The organism is Glutamicibacter nicotianae (assembly GCF_016907615.1).
Classification (GTDB): Bacteria; Actinomycetota; Actinomycetes; order Actinomycetales; family Micrococcaceae; genus Glutamicibacter; species Glutamicibacter nicotianae.
This window is the reverse complement of sequence record NZ_JAFBCH010000001.1, coordinates 1,513,864-1,531,860: the sequence shown is the minus strand read 5'-3', so window position 1 is coordinate 1,531,860 and position 17,997 is coordinate 1,513,864. Positions and strand designations below refer to the sequence as shown.

Genomic DNA, 17,997 nt, shown 5'->3' with positions numbered 1-17,997 from the left:
ACGCGGTGATTACCTGCTCAATACGGTTCGAGCGGATGATTCGACTGATATCGGCACTCCATCGGGAACAAGCCACCCTACTATCGGCGGTTGCACCGAACCGCTCAACTGGAGATTGGCACCTTGGCCATCGGCTATGATCTGAACCCGGCCGATTCGCAGATCCTCGACCCGGCCGGCCGCACCAACATCTGAAAGGTACTGCTGCACTGCTTGCTGCACGCGTTGCTGGTTCAGCTGGATCCTTGGGTTGCCGTTGTCCGCAACGAACTCGAATTCATCTACGGCAGCCACGACCGCTCCGTCGGCAATTGACAACAGCTGGCGCGCTTTGAGGTTGACGGCGCTGGCTGCCAGCACCACGGAAATGGTCAGCAATGTGATGGCGCACAGGCCGATTGCCATCACCAAGGATTGCCCATCCTCATTCCGCAGATTCCGGACGACACGCTGCGGCCTAGCCAAATCGATCAGTCCTTTGCGACGCGGAGGAATCCACGGTGAATGCGGACGCCTCGACCCATTCGGATACGAAAGGAAGCGGGACATCCAAGGCTACAGTCACGGTGACGACACTGCCCGGGCTCAAGCATTCCTTTTCGCAACGAATTGAAGTGCGGGCGTTGCGATACCCAAAATTGTTCATGGTTCTTCGCACCACAGCGTGTGCTTCGTTCCTCGCCTGCGCAGGGTCTTCGGCGGCGGCAAAGACCTTGGCGGCATGATCTGCAGCACCAACCACGGCATAGCTGCCTCCTTGAAGCTGGCCGGCGGCCAGTATCAGGTACACCAGGGGAATCAGCAAGACGGTTGAAGCGAAAACGAACTCCACTACCGCACTTCCACGATCTTCATTCCGGATTCTGCGATGCATGGCGGTAGCCAGATTCTTGGCTCTACCCATAACGCACTGCTTCTCCTTTCACGTGCAAGTCCCACCCATTGGGCAAGAGTCCGATCAATGGCACTCGGGTGCTGACCGATACGGTAACCAACTGGCTGTCCCCTACTGGAGTGGTGCTCACGGCAATGTCACGGGCGAATCCACCATGCAGGCTTTCGGTGATCAATGTCCGCGTTCTGCCTTGGGCGTCTGCCGCTGAACGATTGGCCAGGGCACCGTAGTGGGCGCCGTTGGAAGCCGCGTCAATCAGCGTATTGCGCACATGCAGAACCAGCGCGAGCTGGACAAGCGTCATCGCGATCACCACAAGCAACGTTGTCACCATGACAAATTCCGCTACAGCAGACCCGCGCTCGCTGCGCGTGGACTCCGACGAACTCGGAGATCCAGATAACCGCGCGCCGGAGCTCATGAACGGTTATCCCAATCCGGAAACTCGATCGATGGCCTGGTTGAACAGGTCCTGCAGCCTAGGTCCTGCGATGGCCAGCAACGCGGCGACCAGCAAAGCAGACATGAGCGTGATCATGACCCACCCCGGAACGTCGCCTCTGCTATCCCTGAGTTTCGGAGAAAGCTTATGAATGAGTAGTTCACCGGCTGCGATGATCTGCATTGCCAGTTTGAGCATCATTTGTTGTACGTGGTTCATGACAGCCCTTCCAACGTGCTAAAAGAATTCATAGTGAGATATTCAAGATTTTCTGTGCACCGTTCAGTAGCTCATCTCCAATAGCGCTAGGCCGGGGAATACGGCAAAAACGATCGTGAGCGGCAGAATCCCGAATACCACCGGGATGAGCATGGAAATTTCACGTTTTCCGGCAACTTCCATAAGTTCGCGTTTCGATGCATCGCGAACATCCTGTGCCTGGTCTCTGAGCACTTGTGCCAAGGGCGTGCCCCGCTCTGTGGCAACAACGATCGCATCGACAAAGCGCGTCATCGCCCCAACTTGCATCCGGTCAGACATATTCTGCATAGCTTGGACCATTGGCGTACCTGCGTGAATGTCGTTCAAGGTCTTCGTGAATTCCTCGCCGATCACTCCATGGCAGATTCGCGATATTCTCTCGATTGCTCCCGTTGTGGATTCGCCCGCGCCGACAGTTAGCGCCAGCACCTCGGCCACGGTGGGGAATTGAGTCAATATTTTTCTGGACCGCCGGTGGATCTGTTCGCCAAGCCACCAACCACGCAAGGCGTAGCCCGAAATTCCAAAACCAATGACAACCAGCACTGATAAGAACAAAGAAACTTGATACTGGACGGCAGCAAGAGCCATGAATGCAGAACCTGCTACCAAACCAGCCAAAGCATAAACAATTTCCTGGGACCGATAGTCAACGAGGCTCATGTCCAATCCTGCAGCGTTCAGGCGCTTCCGGAGCGTATCCGCAGAAGGACTGTGCAAGCTAGCCAGCTTCTTGATTTGCTGCAGCATAGGGGCAGCTAGCTGGCCCAAAGCCGAGTGCCCGGAGTCCGAGTGCCAGGAGTCTTCCAGCATGCGCGAGCCTCGAACGCCGACACGGACGTGCGGCGCAATACGATCAGCGAAGGCCATTCTGCGCCAGCCCGGCAGGTTCACGAAGACCAGCCATAGTCCGAGACCAAGTCCCAAACCGCAAAGCGCCGCCCATGACGTATAGCTGCTCATGCCAGCACTCGTTCTTCTACTGGCAAGGTACCAAGCCGGAGCATGATTCGATAGCAGACGAACGAAACCACCATGCCGAGGCCGAGCACGATCACTCCCCCGAATGTCATATACGCATCTTTCGCCGCTTCCTGGGTGCCCAGGACCAGCAGCAAGATCCACGGCGCCGCCACGGCCAGACGTGCTGCTGAAACAATCCATGATTGCCTGGCCGCGAGTTCTCCTCGTGTTCGCACGTCATCTCGCAGGAATGCCGACAACGTTGTGAGCGTATGGCCCAAGTCGGTGCCTCCGACCTCACGGGTGATGCGCAATGTCGTGAGAATTTTGTCAGCTACCGGGTCTGCCAATCGTTCGCCCAGCTGGTCCAGTGCCACGGCGAAGTTCGCGGTGGCTCGATAGTCCAAAGCGAAGTCCCGGAATAGAGGCCGCAATACGCCCGGTCCCACCACTGCCAACTGGCTCAAGGCTTCAGGAAGCGAGAGACCTGCCCGGATAGCGCTTCGCAAATGGTCAACCACCTCGGGCCATTGTTCTTGCAACGCCGCGTGGCGTTTTGCTGCCTGATGGCGTAGATAGACCCATGGTGCAAATGACCCAAAGAGGCAAAACACGACGGCGAAGAGCCACGAAGCGGTGAGTCCCAAGGTCACCAACGCGAAAGTCAGGCCGCAGACCGCGCAAATAGCGATGAATTTTGTCGGCGCCAGATTGCTCATGCCAGCATGGAGCAATGCGTTCTTGATCGCCGAGCTGCGTTTAGGCGATTTCTCCCACGGGGCAAACAGCAACCAGTCAATCAGGAGGGCAATGCCTAGCCCGCCAAGGAGAGCAAAGAAAGCAACCACCGCTACACCGCCATCAGGTCGGCAATATTGATGCCAGCTACATCGAACTTTTCATGCGACCAATCAGCGCCCCTGGCCGGTTGCAGACGATCGGCCTGCCGTTCGAAAAGCGTCGAGGACTCAATTTGCCCCTCCTCCACTCGATTGCGCACACTGAGAATTTCGTTGACGTAGCGATGGCCCTGGGGGCTTCGTACGCAATGGACAACTAGGTCAATGCATGCGGCTACCGTCTTGATGGTGAAGTCGCTGGTGATGTTCGGTCCGGCAAGCAGGGGCAAGGTGCAAATTTTCGTGATCGCGTCACGGGCAGAATTCGCATGCAAGGTGCACAGCCCCGCGATTCCCGAGTTCAACGCAATCAGCATATCCAAGGACTCTGCTTCGCGAACCTCGCCGACAATGATGCGTTCAGGGCGCATGCGCAGAGCTTCCTTGACCAATCGGCGCATGGTGATTTCGCCAGTTCCTTCAAGATTGGCGAGACGAGTTTGCATCGCAACGACATCCCGTAGCGAGAGATTGAGCTCGAAAATTTCCTCGATGGTGATGATTCGTTCCCTGGGGCCGATCGCTGATGCCAGGCAGTTGAGCATTGTGGTTTTGCCGGCTTGGGTAGGTCCAGTCACGATGACATTAAGACCTGCGCCGATGGCGATGGAAAGGAACCTCGCCGCTTGCTCGCTCAATGATCCAAGCTCGACCAGGTCTTCAAGCTTTCCTGCGCGTGCTATGAACTTGCGAATGTTTATGGCCCAATGCTCATGGGTGATATCCGGAATCACGACGTGCAGACGAGACCCATCGGGCAACTGGCAGTCGACGAATGGTTGGGAAAGATCCAGGCGCCTGCCAGAGGACTTGAGCATCCGTTCTACCAGTGCTGCAATTTCGGCCGATTCCATGCGGATGTGGGTCAGTTCGCTTTGGCCGCCTCTGGCGCAAAAAATTTGATGCGGCGAATTGACCCAAATTTCCTCGACAGAAGGATCATCCAGCAGGGGTTGCAACGGCCCAAAACCGGACACGTTGTCGAAAACTGAACGTTGGGCGGCCTCTAGCGATCCAAGTGAAGGCACAGCTCCAAGCAATGCGCGTTCGTCGTAGTCTCGGATGACTTCGTCTATTAAGGCCCGGATCATCGCTGGCTGCTTGGCTGGGTCCAATCCGCGACGCCGGACCAGCTCGCGTACTTCGTCTTCGACAATGGACAGCGCATCCACCACTGGCTCCTTTGGCTTTCCTGTTGGAGAATCCCGAAGTCGGGGACCATCGGCGAGCGCGTCGTCGGTGCAGCATACCTATTCGTATGACAAGGGATGCTATCTGCAGCGGAGACCGCTTTCAAGAGGTTGCTGCAGTTGTGGATAGTTCTTAATTCTTTCTCCACAAAGGGATTTATATTTCCCGATGCCGACCAAATTGCTGGTTTTGATGGGAACGACTACTTTCCATCACCTTCAGGAGGGCTCATGGTCCGCTATGAATTGCTTCTGGTTTCCCGAAAATTCCAGCATCCGAGACAATTCGAACTTGTCATGTCCGGGCGAATCTCGGGCGAGCAGCTCGCCGTGCTCCTGCAGCGGAACTTCCCGGACCATCGATGGTTTGCGGGAGCAACGCGGATAGAAGAATTGGAGACTCTGTCTGCTGCCGATCGCCTCGTGCTCCATGAACTGCCCCAGCCCCCTCTCGTCACAGGCACCGCTGCTTCGCGCCTCAAGCTGCTAGTGCTTCGCGGCCCCGACGCTGGTGCCTGGATTCCGCTCTCGAAGGGAGAGCATGCCATCGGCCGAACTGCCCCGCTCTGGTTGGAAGATCCGCTGGTTTCCAGGAATCATGCGAAGGTCATCGTGACAGCACAGGGCTTGCACCTGCACGCGAGTGCCGAGCAAGACATTGCCATGCCAGATGGAAGCCACCGTCAGTCCGTCGAATTGGAACAGGGATCACGCTTCCGGCTAGGCAACACCGAATTCGCCGTAGGCGATCCATTAGCTGCCGACGCCGGTCATCTGGTCTCCTCCGAACAGTTGGAAATCCAGGCACCTTCAAAGCCCGAACTGTCCCGATTGATTGCATTGGCCTTAGCCGCATTTGTCCCGATCATTTCCGGCGTCTTGCTTGCCGTGGTTACCGGTTCAATGCTCTTCCTGGTCCTGAGCGGCGTTTCTGCCCTGATGGGGTTGGTACCTGCGGGTCAGCTGGTGGTGGAACGGCGTCGGTGGAAAAGCGAATTACAAGAGCAGCGGGCGTCCGCGATCATCGCAAGAACGAGATACTCCCCGGACCTTGGCGAAGCGTTCGTAGCTGGACTGGACGCTTCCTCTTTGGGCCTGTCCTGTAACCGGATACCACCCTTGGTTTGGGGCGAGGGCTTATGGTCTCCCCAAGAAATCTCCCGCCCTTCTCCCACGGGCGTGCGCAAGATATTTCGAGGCCTCAGAAAGACGAAGACGGATGCACCCTGGTTTGGTCCGGTGTTCTTCCCAAGCACCCCGGGCGTCTGGCAATTGAAGACTGTGCAAGGGCGAAGTGCGGGATCGATTCTCGCCGCAGTTCTGGCGCGATACCTCCCCGCCATACATGACGGCCAGCTACGGCTGGTGATCGATCCCAGCATTCGCTGTCTTCCTGCGTCGTTGCTCTTGATGAACAACGTCTGCATGTCCCATCTATCCGCTTCCGATGAATCGAGCTTCCTCAGGAAAGAGGAAGCAAGTCTGGCCACCCTTTACGTCACTGCCCAATCACCGAAACCCATTTCCGGCACACTGGTGCTGGGCATTTCGCCGGTATTGTCCGAGTCTGTGGAGAATTGGATTGTTCCAAGCCCCGTCTGCGCGCATTTGCCCGACGAACGGCTAGTTCTTCAGAGCCTGAGCACGCTGAGCCTCGCTCGGTTCGACAAGATGGTGCAGCAATATGTGCAGCTGCCGAAGAAAGCAGCAACAAGGAATCCAGACTCAAGGCCCTCTGGCTCCCGGTGCCTACGTGCACTTCTGGGTCTGGATGACCAGCAAGAGGACGTGTTCCTCGACCTTCACGAGGACGGTCCGCACGTACTGGTATGCGGCACGACCGGCTCGGGCAAGTCAGAAGCGCTCAGGCGCATCATCGCTGATTTTTCCTGCAACTATTCGCCGGCTCAGCTCGCTCTCGTGCTCATTGATTTCAAGGGTGGAGCTGGGCTCGGTGTTTATGCAGGCTTGCCACACGTCCAGCTCTTCGCAAGCGACCTTGATGAAGCTGCGGCTCAGCGTACGTTAGAGCAATTGGAGCATGAAGTGCGTCGGCGCGAAGAGCTTTTGGCGGATCACGGTTGCAGCGACATTGCCGAATATCAAGATCTCGCTGAACCCGGCCCAGTCCTGCCTCGATTGCTGGTCGTCATTGACGAATTTCGCGTCTTCATCGAAACCCTGCTTCAAGCCAGCGCCAGAATTGATCGCTTGGCTGCGGTAGGTCGGGCTCTCGGTATCCACCTGATTCTCAGTACGCAACGGCCGGCTGGCGCATTGACGGGGCAAACCAAGGCGAACTTGAACACGACAATTGCTTTGAGGGTCAACGACCCAGGCGAATCGATTGAACTGGTTGGCTCCGTCCAAGCGTCCAAATTCCTCTTCCCTGGCCAGGCGATCATCAAGAGTGCTTCCAAGCCAACTCGGTGTCTGCAATTCCATCTGGCCATCGAGCCACCTCTGCACGGCGAATTATTCGAGCGGAATCGCCAAGATCTCACCTTGCTTCCCCTGTGCCAATTCGAGAAGAGCGTTGCATCAGCAACCGGAGATCCATTGCGCGACCATGCCTCCGAGCTTTCTTCACGATGGTCAGGTACGGAGCTGCCGGCATCCGGTTTTGCTCCGGCGTTGCCATTGCCATCAGAACCATGTCCATCGCCGCCGACTTGGGAGGGGAAGGAGCGAGGGGCTATCTACTGCGGCATTGCAGATAACCTGCATCTGGCCCGGCTCGAGCCGCTGGTCCTCGACCCTGCCCGTTCACGATCAACGTTGATCTGCGGCCTGCCTGAAGCCGGTGCACGCATGCTATTTGCTTCCCTGGCGGATTCGACAAGAAAAATATTGTGCTTCGGCCCATCGCCAATTCCGGATGCCGCCAAGAACCTCAAAGTCGTCACTGGTGAAGATCCCTACGACTTCTTCGAAGCTGTCGACTTCGTGGAATCCATGCCGAAGGATCCGGCATTGATCATTCTTGTACATTCACTCACCCAGCTGCAGTCCAACATCCACCCCCAGCATTTTCAACGCTTGGATGAAGCACTCGGTACGCTATTGCGCTTCGGTGGGCCTGAATCGCCAATGGTTCTTTGTTCCGTCGACCGGGACCAGAATGCCTTGAAGTCCACTGGTCTTTGCACCGAGCAATGGTTTTTCCCGTACAACGCCACCGAGTCGTTGAAGATGATCTGGCCTAAGATTCCGGCCTGTTCTCCGCTGCCTGGCCGCGGAGTCAAACTAAGTTCCGGGCAACCGCCGCAAGTCTTCCAACTCACCCACGCACATTCGGCTAGCATCGCCGATAGCGCCTGGCCGGTCCGGCCAACGGCCAGAGAGATCTTTGCAGGATCTGCGCTGCGCCCGGAAACTTTTCTGGGATTCTCGCCCTTTGATGGAGAAGCCGTGCCTCGACCAGCGGGGCAACTAGCCATTGTGCTCTGTCCCGATATGCTACAGCGCCGGCAGTTGAGCGATGTGCTCGCCGGACGCTGGAACGCCATGCATATTTGCGGCTTGACGGACTTGGATCGGTTCGTCCGGGCACTCGATGACGCCTCATCCGGGGACCGGCAGGAATTGCTCTGCGTGTACTTGGAAACCACTAGCGATTCGCGCCTGCCTCCGCTCATTGAGGCACTGAAGTCCAGTGGGATCGGTGTCGCGCTATTCGTTCCACCGTCCAACAGGATCGCCTACGACTTGGGAATGAGCGTCAACGGGCTAGATGATCGCCAGGTGATTGTTGTCGAAGCCCATCATCCGCAGGATCTTCAACCGATGAACTGGCCGCCGATCCACCCGGAGATTGACCAAGGGTCCAAGGATTATTGGGCCGCCATCATCTCTAAACGAGGCAACCCTCGTGTGATTCACATTCCGTACGAATTATCTGGCGGGCTTTCAGCGATTCGGTCGGTCTCCGAGGAAAGCGGTCGTCTTCGGAGCGAAGAGCATCACCACAGTAGTTCCGGCGATGACAATGGACAGGACCCCCGCGGCCGTCACCATCGGGATGTCGGAGCTCAGGAACGAAACGGAGAGGATGAGCTGGAATAGTTGCCAAACGATAATCGGAGCACGAGTGAACGCTTTTCCCTTGAAGAAGTTAATAGCAACCGAGCCGTGCCAAACAGCAAGCAGCAAGCAAAGGGCCAGCATGAATAGTTGTCCGCCCATGTTGACTGTTCCGTTGGCATCCAGGTTCAGCATGTAGCTGATGGCGTACGCCAGGGTAGCCAGTGCTTCAATCAGGACGAGCGCGGCAACCACGAAAACACTGGTTGGGCGGGACGGGGTTGTATTTTCGTTGCTCACATCAACAATTTTCGTTGACCTTCTACAGGAACTCAAACCGCAACAATTGACTTTCGCTGTTGTTCGCGCCACACCACCGATAATTAGCGGATCCAAGGGCCAAATGCCATGTGAGAAAGCCCTCAGGCATTCAGCAACTTTTCACTTCCGCGACTCTTGTTTACTTCCGCGTTACATGAAAACCTTATGTGGTTGGTTAAACGAAGTGCCCGAACGGACTTCACCGACCTTTCGAAACGCCAGAAGTTAACCACTAGGCAACCAGGAATTCATTTCACTCCTAGGTCGTTGTTGCCTGTGTGTTGATTGCCGTTGGCGTTTCAGACCCTCTCAGATTTCAAGGAGCATCAATAAGCATGGATTGGCGTAGCCGCGCGGCGTGTCTGGAAAAGGACCCGGAACTGTTTTTCCCAGTGGGAAACACCGGTCCGGCCCTGTTGCAGATCGAAGAGGCCAAGAGCGTCTGCCGTCGATGTGAAGTAACCGAAACCTGCCTGCAGTGGGCCATTGAGTCCGGCCAGGACGCAGGGGTATGGGGCGGCATGAGCGAAGATGAGCGCCGTGCCTTGAAGCGTCGCGCAGCACGAGCTCGCCGCGCTTCTTAATTGAGCTGCGCTCGAGGTAATTCTCGCAACCCGAGACGCTATACGAAATCCGCCAGCGGTCAACACCACTGGCGGATTTCGAGTTTAAACGGCAAATTGTCAGCTCACCTAGGTACATTAAAGGTAGTATTCATGTTCGAAAGGATCCGTTAGTGACTCTGGCCCGCTTCGCGCGCACCGTTCAGGCAGGTGCGTCCGCAAAATGAGCCCGGCCCTGACCGACCCGAACCTGGGCAAGACGCTGGATGGCCGCTACCGGCTCGACCATCTGCTCGCTCTGGGTGGCATGTCGCGGATCTACCGCAGCATGGACAAGCGCCTGCACCGAGCCGTTGTCGTGAAGATCTTGAATGACAACTTCGCCAGCGAGTCCACGGTTCGTGAACGATTCGAATCTGAAGCTGTCATCGCCGCGAATATCACCCATCCGAATGTGGTCTCCATCCGAGATCACAACGTGAGCGGCAATCTGGTGTACCTCGTGATGGAATATGTTCGCGGGCGCAATCTCGAACAGGTCATAGAGGAACGCGGGCGTTTTACACCGCGCCAGGCCCTCAGCGTCCTTGAGCAGATTTGCCGCGGCCTCAGAGCCGCGCACAGCGAGGGCATCATCCACCGGGACATGAAACCGGCCAACGTGCTGCTCTCCGATACCGGTGAAGTCAAAGTCACCGACTTCGGCTTGGCCCGTGCCGCGAGCGCCCATACCCAGTCGGCGACGCTCGTGGCAACGCTGTCCCATGTTTCTCCTGAACTGGTTTCAGGCGCGCCAGCCGATTCGCGCAGCGACATCTATGCCCTGGGCATCATGATCTATCAGATGCTGACTGGGCAATTGCCGTACACCGAAACCAATGCAGCCGCATTGATGAAACATCATCTGGACTCCCCCATGCCCCCGCCCTCGGACCTCGTTCCCGGGTTGGCCGAAGATCTCGATGAACTTGTCCGATGGTGCACCGAGAAGGATCCGGAAAAGCGTCCGCAGGATGCCTCATTGCTGCTGGAGGAGATCATCCAGATCCGCTCCACGCTCAGCGATGCGCAATTGGATGTCGGTGCCGAGGACCTCGGCGGGATCGAAGATCTCGCGCCGCAAGCATTCGCCCAGATGCCTACGACGCTGCAGCAGCGCCTTGATGCGATGCAACGCGAGCGCGAGGAAGAACGTGAACAGCTGTGGCTGGAGCGGAACGCTGCACAGCAAGAGGCCGGCTACGAACTAGATGATGCTCCAGCCGATACTGATCGGACGACGGTCATAGCCGCGGCCGATGCCACCGAAGTCCTGGACCTTCGCGATGCGCAAGCCACCTTGGCCCAGCCTCGTGCGGCTGATCCCGGCTCGGATCCTGGAATTGCCGCGACGTCGGTGTACACCCGTCGCGATGGGTTGGGCGCAACCGAAGAACCTGGCGAAGCCAATGAATCACCGCTATCGGTCCGTGGCCAGAAGCGTGCGCAGAAGCAAGCGGCAAGGAAGTGGCGCAAGGAAGCCCAGGTGCCAACCCACCGTTTGCGCCAGCCGCGCACCGGAACGCAAAAGTTCGTCGTCACCCTGATGTGGATCCTCGTCGTCGCTCTGGTGGCCGGCGCAGGATGGTTCTTCGGCCGCGGCCCCGGAACAATTATCCGCATCCCGTCATTGACCGGCATGCTCCAGTCGCAGGCAATCGCGCAGATGGACGGCCAAGGCGTTCCCGTTCGCATAGGCACCGCCTACGACGATGAGATTGCCATCGGCCGGGTGGTGGATTCGCAACCTGGAACCGGCGAAAACATCATGAAGTTCCAGGGAATCGACCTGATCGTTTCACAAGGCCCGGAACTTTTTGCGGTTCCGGATGTTGCTGGGCATACCCTTGAGCAGGCCACCACGGCTCTGACCGAGGTCGGCTTCGAGGACGTTAAGACCACCGAAGCCTACTCGGAATCTGTCAAGGAGGGCGAAGTCATCAGTTCTTCCCCGGCCGCCGGCGAGAAATTGCCGAGGAAGAACATCATCACCCTTGCCATTTCCAAGGGACATGCTCCGGTCAGCGTTCCTTCGGTCATCGGCCTTGGCAAGGAGGCGGCCAAGGAGAAGCTTGAGGCGGTTGGCCTGGAACTTGAGGCGGGTAAAGCCGTCCATTCCTCGACGGTCGAAAAAGACCTCATCGCACTCCAGGATCCAGCTCAGGGCACCGTCCCATATGGCAGCACCGTGACGGTAAATCTTTCGCAGGGACCGGAGTACGTCCAGATCCCGTCCGTGATTGGCATGGGCGTGGAAGAAGCCGTCACGACGCTGGAATCCGCCGGTTTTACCGTCAAGACCCATGATGTCTTTGGCGGTTTCGGCCAAACCGTGCGCATGCAATCTCCGCTGCACCAGCAAGCCGTGCGAGGCAGCGAGATCAGCATCTACGCTTTCTAGGGCCGTTGGCGCTTCCACTTCACAAAAATAATCCGGTTCCCGCTTGGGGAACCGGATTACTTTTCTAGCTGCTAGCGATTGCGGCTGCGGCTCTGCAGTGCCGAGGAGACCAGGAAGGCCATTTCCAGGGACTGGCGGTGGTTCAGCCGCGGGTCGCACAGCGACTCATACAGCGAATCGAAGTCTTCTTCGCGGATCGGATCCGCGCCGCCGAGGCACTCAGCCACATCGTCGCCGGTCATCTCCACATGCAGACCGCCCGGGAAGGTGCCCAGCGAGTCGTGCACCTCGAAGAAGCCGCGGACTTCGTCCATGACATCTTCGAAGTTGCGGGTCTTGTAGCCATTCTGGCTGGTTACCGTGTTGCCGTGCATCGGGTCGGTAACCCACAGCACCTGTGCTCCTGATGCAGCGACCTTCTCCACCAGGTTCGGCAGCTTCTCGCGGATGTTCTTCGCACCCATGCGGGTGATGAAGGTCAAGCGGCCTGGCTCGCGGTTCGGATCGAGCTTGTCGATCAGCGCCAGGACATCTTCTGGATCCGTGGTTGGGCCCAGCTTCACGCCGATTGGGTTGCGCACGCGCGAAAGGAAATCAACGTGGGCGTGGTCCAGCTGGCGGGTGCGTTCGCCGATCCACAGGAAGTGGCCGGAGGTGTCGTATGGCAAGCCGGTCCGCGAGTCGGTGCGGGTCAGCGCACGCTCGTAGTCCAGCAGCAAGGCTTCGTGGGAAGCGAAGAACTCGGTGCGCTTAAGCGCCTCGAAGTCTGCTCCGCAGGCATCCATGAAGCGGATGGCCGAGTCGATTTCTCCGGCCAGCTGCTCGTAGGCGGAGTGCGCCGGATTGGCCATGAAGCCGCTGTTCCAAGAGTGCACGCTACGCAGGTCGGCGAATCCGCCTTGGGTGAAGGCACGGATCAGGTTCAACGTCGCAGATGAGGTGTTGTAGGCCTGCACCATGCGCTTTGGATCGTGGGCACGGGACTCCGGCGTGAAATCGTAGCCGTTGACGATGTCGCCGCGGAATGCCGGCAAAGTTACACCATCTCGGGTTTCGTCATTCGAGGAGCGCGGCTTGGCGAACTGGCCAGCCATGCGCCCCATCTTGATGACCGGCATCGAGGCGCCATAGGTCAGCACGACGGCCATCTGCAAGATGGTGCGCACACGCGAGGAAATCTTGTCTGCGGTCGCGTCGGCAAAGGTTTCGGCGCAGTCGCCGCCCTGCAGCAAGAAGGCCTTGCCTTGGGCCGCCGCGGCCAGGCGTTCGCGCAAAACGTCGACTTCGCCGGCAAATACCAGTGGCGGACGCGAACCCAATTCCTTGATGGAGGACTGATAGTCCTTGTGCTCACGCCAGGTCGGCTGCTGGGCAATTGGCAGTTCACGCCACAAATCTAGTTGCGGATCGGTGGCGGGGCCGGCTACAGAGGAGCCGGGCAATGGGGTTCGGTTTTCTTCGCTCACCTTGCCCATTCTACGTGGCGTGGGCTCAAAGCACCGCGACGAATGTAACAACGAGCCGTAACACTGCCACTGGTGCGCTGCTAATTCTTCGCTTTGCGCGGTGCGTAGATATCAACGTAGCTCTGGCCTGAGAGGACATTGATCGCCTTGCGGATTTCGTCGGCGCAGGCACGGAGCGTTTCGGGGTTCAATGGCTGGCCGCCCAGGTGCTCGAAGGTCAGCGGCTTGCCGATTTTGATGCCGACCTTTCCCGGATGAGGCAGGCTCTGACCGATGGGCTGCACCTTGTCGGTACCGATCATCGCAATCGGTATCACCGGTGCGCCGGTCTCCAAGGCGAGCTTGGCGACACCGAGCTTGGCCCGGTACAACCGGCCATCCGGAGAACGCGTCCCTTCGGGATAGATGCCCAGCATCTGTCCCTGCTCCAGCGCCTTCTTGGCGCTGGCCAGCGAGGCCGCCGATTTCTGCCCGCCCGACCGGTCCATGGGCAGCTGGTTGATGTTGCGGAAGAACCACGCGGTGATCCGGCCTTTGATGCCGGTGCCATTGAAGTACTCGTCCTTGGCCAGGAAGATGACGGTGCGGTCCAACGCAGCGGGGAGAAACACCGAGTCGCACACTGACAAGTGATTCGAAGCCAGGATTGCCGCGCCGGTTTCCGGCACATTGCCGATGCCCTGGATCTTGACGCGGAAGAAAATTCGGATAAGTGGCCGGACAGCGAAACGCTTGAGGAAGTCGTACAGCACGGCGGGAAAAGTCCTTCTTCTAGTTGACCAGCTACGCGGGAAGAGAAACCGCGACCTTGCTGGTCGAAGCGCACTCCGCACCATTCAATTGTGCACTACGCTCGGAGGTGTAGGCAGAATTCGAGAGGATACCATGATGAAAATTGATGAAGGCAATACTCCGCTCAATGAGCCCGTGCGCTCCAACGCAGTGCTCTTGATCCATGGTTTTACCGGCTCCCCCGTCGCCATGCGGCCTTGGGCGGATTCCCTGGAGCTGGCCGGGTTCGACACTGACGTCCCGCTTTTGCCAGGCCACGGCACACAGTGGCAGGACATGGTCGGCCGAGGGTACGACCAGTGGATCCATGCCACTGAAGAAGCGTTCGACGAGCTCGCCAGGACCCACCAGCAGGTATTCGTCGCCGGGCTATCGATGGGCGGCGCGCTGGCCCTGCACCTGGCGACCCGGCGCAACGTGGCTGGTGTGTCGCTGGTCAACCCTGGACTGGTCGTGGACTCCCGCTTGGCGCCCTATACCCGTTGGCTCAAGCATGCCGTGCGCACTGTCGCCCCGATCAGCAATGACATTGCCAAGCGCGGCGTCGATGAAGGGGCCTACCCGCGCACCCCGGTAGCAGCAGTAGCCGAACTCCACGCGCTCTTTACCCAAACCCGCCGCCGCCTGGAATTGGTCAGCGCCCCGGTGCAGCTCTTCCGGTCCACCGTTGACAACGTGGTTTCGGAGCAATCGGTGCGCGAACTTGTCGCGGGCTTGAACCCGGGCACCTTGGCCGAGCACCATATGCTCCTGCACTCCAAGCATGTGGCCACGCTGGATTACGATGCCGAGCAGATCTTCCATGAATCGGCCCGCTTCTTCGCGCAGCTGGCCGCCAAGGAGCAGAAGCGGAAGGAGAAACACGCATGAATCAAGATGATGCCCATCCTTCGAACCAGCAAGACCCCGAATGGGATCAGCTGGTCGAGAATTTCCGCCAGCTCGATACCACGGCACCACGCGAACCCAGCGCCGAAGAGCGTAAGGCGCAGCTGGAGAAGCTGTTCAACGCTGGACCTGCCGCGGTTCGCGGTCCACGCGACTACGAAAACGACGACACCGGCGAAATGTTCGTTCCAGAAGCACCCGCCGCACTGGGTTCTGGCGATCCGATGCTGAATCTCGCCTGGGCTGGCGCGGCTGGCGGCCCGCTGGGGTTGCTGCTGTGCGTGCTGTTTTTCCGCTCGGCTCCGGCGTTCATTTATTTCGGTTTGGGAATCATCGCCCTGCTCGGAGTCGCATACTTGCTGAAACGTCTTCCCACTGAACGCGATCCGGGAGATGATGGGGCGCAAGTCTAGAAAACGGCTTTGAGCACGAACCACCGTAGGTTACTCTATAGTAATAAACATGTGATGCGGATTACCCGCATTTGCTGAATGTGGCCACACGAAGTTTCAGGAGTTGAAGACCAGATGCGCGAATACGACTCGCCAATTCGCATTCATTCGCCAGAGCAGTCGAACATTACCGATCTGCTGCTGCGCCACGCGAATTCAGCGGCGAACCCGGCCTTGTTCTCCAAGCCGGGAGCCGACGGAACATGGAATGATGTCACTGCCTCGCAGTTCGCTGCCGATGCCCGGGCCATCGCGAAGGGCTTCATCGCCAACGGCATCGAGGCCGGCGACCGGATCGCCCTGATGGCCAAGACCCGATACGAGTGGACACTGGTCGACTTCGCCATCTGGTTCGCCGGTTGCATCACCGTTCCCATCTACGAAACCTCCTCCCCCAGCCAGGTTGCCTGGATCGTTTCGGATTCCGGCGCCAAGGCCGTGGTTGTCGAGGCCGCCGCCCAAGAAGCGGTCGTGCGCCGCGCCGCCCATCAGGAACAGCTCGATTCCCTGGATCATGTTTGGCAGTTCGACGGCGGGCTGGACCAGCTCTCCGAAGATGGCACGAACGTCGATGACCAGCTGCTCGAAACCCGCCGAGCAGGCGCATCCCTGGAAGATGTTGCCACAATCATCTACACCTCTGGCACAACCGGCCGCCCCAAGGGCTGCGAGCTGACCCATGGCAACTTCGTGGAGCTGGCAGAGAATGCGGTGGCTGCCTTGCCCGGTGCCGTCTACCCTGGCGCGTCAACCATCATGTTCCTGCCGCTGGCCCACGTATTCGCCCGTTTCATCTCTGTGGTCAACGTGGCCGCCGGCTGCCGCACCGGGCATACCCCGGACGTCAAGCACCTGCTCGAGGACCTGCAGTCCTTTAAGCCGAATTTCATCCTCGCCGTGCCGCGCGTCTTCGAGAAGGTCTACAACTCAGCCATGCTCAAGGCCGAGGACGGCGGCAAGAGCAAGGTCTTCCACGCGGGCGTCAGCGTCGCGGTGGCCTATTCCAAGGCCACGCAGCAGGGCAAGGTTCCGCTGGCGCTGAATCTGAAGCACAAACTCTTCGACGCCCTGCTCTACAAGAAGCTGCGCACCGCCATGGGCGGCAACATCCGCCATGCCGTCTCCGGAGGCGGCCCGCTGGGCGAACGCCTGGGCCATTTCTTCAACGGGATGGGCGTGACCATTCTGGAAGGTTACGGACTGACCGAAACCACCGCGCCGATTTCGGTCAATACGCTTGACCGAATCAAGATCGGCACCGTCGGCAAGCCGCTGCCGGGCAACGCCGTGCGCATTGCCGCTGACGGCGAGATCCTCGCCAAGGGCATCTGCGTGATGCGCGGCTACCGCAACCGCCCGGAACTCCAGGACGAGACCTTCACCGATGGCTGGTTCCGTACCGGGGATATCGGCGAGCTCGACGCCGATGGATTCTTGAAGATCACCGGCCGCAAGAAGGAAATCATCGTGACCGCTGGCGGCAAGAACGTGGTTCCTGCCCTGCTCGAGGACCAGATCCGCGCCGACGCGCTGGTATCCCAATGCGTCGTCATCGGCGAGGGCCGGCCGTTCATTGCGGCTCTGGTGACCCTGGACCAGGAAGCCCTGCCGGGCTGGCTGGCCCGCCACCAGATGGACAAGGACCTGTCGCTGGAGGAGCTGTCGACCCACCCGAAGGTGCTCGAAACCGTGCAGGCGGTAATCGACAAGGCCAATGCTTCGGTCTCCAAGGCAGAGGCAATCAAGTCCTTCCGCATCGTGCCCGCTGACTTCACCGAGGAAACCGGCCATCTGACTCCCTCTATGAAGATCAAGCGTGCGGTAGTGCTCAAGGACTACGAAGCAGTGATCGATCAGATCTACTCGGCCCCCAAGCCCACTGCATAATCCAGCACAGCATGAGCCAGCTCCCACGATTCGCGAGCTGAAGCGGCCCAAGGCAACTTGAGGCCGCTTTGCTGTGTCCGGGCATAGTAGCTGCGCGGCAGGACCACGCGGCTGAACGCCGGGGCGGGATGGTTCTGGTGCTCGTGGCCGAGCACCGCGTAAATCAGGTTCGCGGCAAGCTCCTTGCGGCCGTTGGCCAGCAGCCATTCCACCAGTTCCATCAACCGGTCTTCGGATTCGGCGCTGGTATCCCCCACCGCCACCAGCACGTTCACACCGGTGAATTTGCCTTCCCTCACCGATTGCACGCGCTGCGGCCCGGCCGTGGCTACCGTGGCCTGGCACTCCAGCTCGCCGAATTGCTCGGCCAAGTGCTCGGCAATTTCGCAAAATGGCAGATGCGTGTCGAGGGTGAAGACCAGTACCGAGATGGGCAGGATCCTGGATCCCAGCTCGGCAACTTGTTGCTTCAGCTCCTCGGGCGCAGCCCCGGGCTTCGTCTTGTGTGCGCGCAT

16 protein-coding genes are annotated in these 17,997 nt (G+C 58.8%); 6 read left to right on the top strand and 10 right to left on the bottom strand.

Annotation, left to right across the window (positions count from 1 at the left end; translation table 11 throughout):
• Positions 1-9: 9 nt before the first annotated feature.
• From JOE62_RS07415 to JOE62_RS07385, 7 genes are all read right to left on the bottom strand, one after another.
• Positions 10-411 carry a hypothetical protein gene (locus JOE62_RS07415; protein WP_204721542.1) on the bottom strand — a complete coding sequence of 134 codons (402 nt, stop codon included), beginning with the start codon at positions 409-411 and terminating at the stop codon, positions 10-12.
• A 46-nt stretch (positions 412-457) separates the two neighbouring features.
• Positions 458-904, bottom strand: coding sequence for a hypothetical protein (locus JOE62_RS07410; protein WP_239543257.1), 447 nt, complete (start codon positions 902-904; stop codon positions 458-460).
• Positions 897-1,316, bottom strand: a complete 420-nt coding sequence (locus JOE62_RS07405; protein ID WP_204721540.1) for a TadE family protein — start codon at positions 1,314-1,316, stop codon at positions 897-899. Before JOE62_RS07405 ends, JOE62_RS07410 begins: the two co-directional genes overlap by 8 nt.
• Positions 1,317-1,322: 6 nt before the next feature.
• A complete protein-coding gene (locus JOE62_RS07400; protein WP_371858970.1) occupies positions 1,323-1,556 on the bottom strand; it encodes a hypothetical protein in 234 nt (77 codons plus the stop codon).
• A gap of 63 nt (positions 1,557-1,619) precedes the next feature.
• Positions 1,620-2,561, bottom strand: coding sequence for a type II secretion system F family protein (locus tag JOE62_RS07395; RefSeq protein WP_204721538.1), 942 nt, complete (start codon positions 2,559-2,561; stop codon positions 1,620-1,622).
• On the bottom strand, positions 2,558-3,409 hold the full coding sequence (locus JOE62_RS07390) for a type II secretion system F family protein (RefSeq protein ID WP_204721535.1): 852 nt from the start codon (positions 3,407-3,409) through the stop codon (positions 2,558-2,560). Before JOE62_RS07390 ends, JOE62_RS07395 begins: the two co-directional genes overlap by 4 nt.
• Before the next feature lie 2 nt (positions 3,410-3,411).
• Positions 3,412-4,632, bottom strand: a complete 1,221-nt coding sequence (locus JOE62_RS07385; RefSeq protein ID WP_204721533.1) for an ATPase, T2SS/T4P/T4SS family — start codon at positions 4,630-4,632, stop codon at positions 3,412-3,414.
• A gap of 96 nt (positions 4,633-4,728) precedes the next feature.
• On the opposite strand from JOE62_RS07385, the gene JOE62_RS07380 reads away from it, so the two are divergent.
• The 3 genes from JOE62_RS07380 (at position 4,729) to JOE62_RS07370 (ending at position 11,997) form a co-directional block, all read left to right on the top strand.
• Entirely contained in the window at positions 4,729-8,715 is a 3,987-nt protein-coding gene (locus JOE62_RS07380; protein WP_204721531.1) for an FHA domain-containing protein, read from the top strand.
• Between the two features lie 614 nt (positions 8,716-9,329).
• Positions 9,330-9,578, top strand: coding sequence for a WhiB family transcriptional regulator (locus JOE62_RS07375; RefSeq protein ID WP_013348560.1), 249 nt, complete (start codon positions 9,330-9,332; stop codon positions 9,576-9,578).
• A gap of 202 nt (positions 9,579-9,780) precedes the next feature.
• Entirely contained in the window at positions 9,781-11,997 is a 2,217-nt protein-coding gene (locus JOE62_RS07370) for a Stk1 family PASTA domain-containing Ser/Thr kinase (RefSeq protein WP_204721529.1), read from the top strand.
• Between the two features lie 71 nt (positions 11,998-12,068).
• On the opposite strand, the gene JOE62_RS07365 is transcribed toward JOE62_RS07370, so the two are convergent.
• Both JOE62_RS07365 and JOE62_RS07360 read right to left on the bottom strand, forming a co-directional pair.
• Positions 12,069-13,472, bottom strand: a complete 1,404-nt coding sequence (locus tag JOE62_RS07365) for a class II 3-deoxy-7-phosphoheptulonate synthase (protein ID WP_204721527.1) — start codon at positions 13,470-13,472, stop codon at positions 12,069-12,071.
• A gap of 71 nt (positions 13,473-13,543) precedes the next feature.
• Complete coding sequence (locus JOE62_RS07360; RefSeq protein ID WP_204721525.1) at positions 13,544-14,215, bottom strand: 1-acyl-sn-glycerol-3-phosphate acyltransferase; 672 nt, start codon at positions 14,213-14,215, stop codon at positions 13,544-13,546.
• A gap of 136 nt (positions 14,216-14,351) precedes the next feature.
• Between JOE62_RS07360 and JOE62_RS07355 the strand changes: the two genes are divergently transcribed.
• From JOE62_RS07355 to JOE62_RS07345, 3 genes are all read left to right on the top strand, one after another.
• Positions 14,352-15,125 (top strand): alpha/beta hydrolase, encoded by a 774-nt coding sequence (locus JOE62_RS07355; protein WP_161567496.1) that lies wholly within the window; start codon positions 14,352-14,354, stop codon positions 15,123-15,125.
• Positions 15,122-15,556, top strand: a complete 435-nt coding sequence (locus JOE62_RS07350; protein WP_204721523.1) for a hypothetical protein — start codon at positions 15,122-15,124, stop codon at positions 15,554-15,556. Before JOE62_RS07355 ends, JOE62_RS07350 begins: the two co-directional genes overlap by 4 nt.
• 114 nt (positions 15,557-15,670) lie before the next feature.
• Entirely contained in the window at positions 15,671-17,482 is a 1,812-nt protein-coding gene (locus tag JOE62_RS07345; RefSeq protein ID WP_204721521.1) for an AMP-dependent synthetase/ligase, read from the top strand.
• On the opposite strand, the gene JOE62_RS07340 is transcribed toward JOE62_RS07345, so the two are convergent.
• A complete protein-coding gene (locus tag JOE62_RS07340) occupies positions 17,455-17,997 on the bottom strand; it encodes a hypothetical protein (RefSeq protein WP_038990352.1) in 543 nt (180 codons plus the stop codon). The two genes, JOE62_RS07345 and JOE62_RS07340, sit on opposite strands and share 28 nt — an antisense overlap.

Bases quoted from the DNA above. Each gene is read 5' to 3' on its own strand.
- JOE62_RS07410 (WP_239543257.1), bottom strand. From the start codon at position 904: ATGGGTAGAGCCAAGAATCTGGCTACCGCCATGCATCGCAGAATCCGG.
- JOE62_RS07405 (WP_204721540.1), bottom strand. From the start codon at position 1,316: ATGAGCTCCGGCGCGCGGTTATCTGGATCTCCGAGTTCGTCGGAGTCC.
- JOE62_RS07400 (WP_371858970.1), bottom strand. From the start codon at position 1,556: ATGAACCACGTACAACAAATGATGCTCAAACTGGCAATGCAGATCATC.
- JOE62_RS07395 (WP_204721538.1), bottom strand. From the start codon at position 2,561: ATGAGCAGCTATACGTCATGGGCGGCGCTTTGCGGTTTGGGACTTGGT.
- JOE62_RS07380 (WP_204721531.1), top strand. From the start codon at position 4,729: ATGCTATCTGCAGCGGAGACCGCTTTCAAGAGGTTGCTGCAGTTGTGG.
- JOE62_RS07375 (WP_013348560.1), top strand. From the start codon at position 9,330: ATGGATTGGCGTAGCCGCGCGGCGTGTCTGGAAAAGGACCCGGAACTG.
- JOE62_RS07370 (WP_204721529.1), top strand. From the start codon at position 9,781: ATGAGCCCGGCCCTGACCGACCCGAACCTGGGCAAGACGCTGGATGGC.
- JOE62_RS07365 (WP_204721527.1), bottom strand. From the start codon at position 13,472: ATGGGCAAGGTGAGCGAAGAAAACCGAACCCCATTGCCCGGCTCCTCT.
- JOE62_RS07355 (WP_161567496.1), top strand. From the start codon at position 14,352: ATGAAAATTGATGAAGGCAATACTCCGCTCAATGAGCCCGTGCGCTCC.
- JOE62_RS07350 (WP_204721523.1), top strand. From the start codon at position 15,122: ATGAATCAAGATGATGCCCATCCTTCGAACCAGCAAGACCCCGAATGG.
- JOE62_RS07345 (WP_204721521.1), top strand. From the start codon at position 15,671: ATGCGCGAATACGACTCGCCAATTCGCATTCATTCGCCAGAGCAGTCG.
- JOE62_RS07340 (WP_038990352.1), bottom strand. From the start codon at position 17,997: ATGCGCGCACACAAGACGAAGCCCGGGGCTGCGCCCGAGGAGCTGAAG.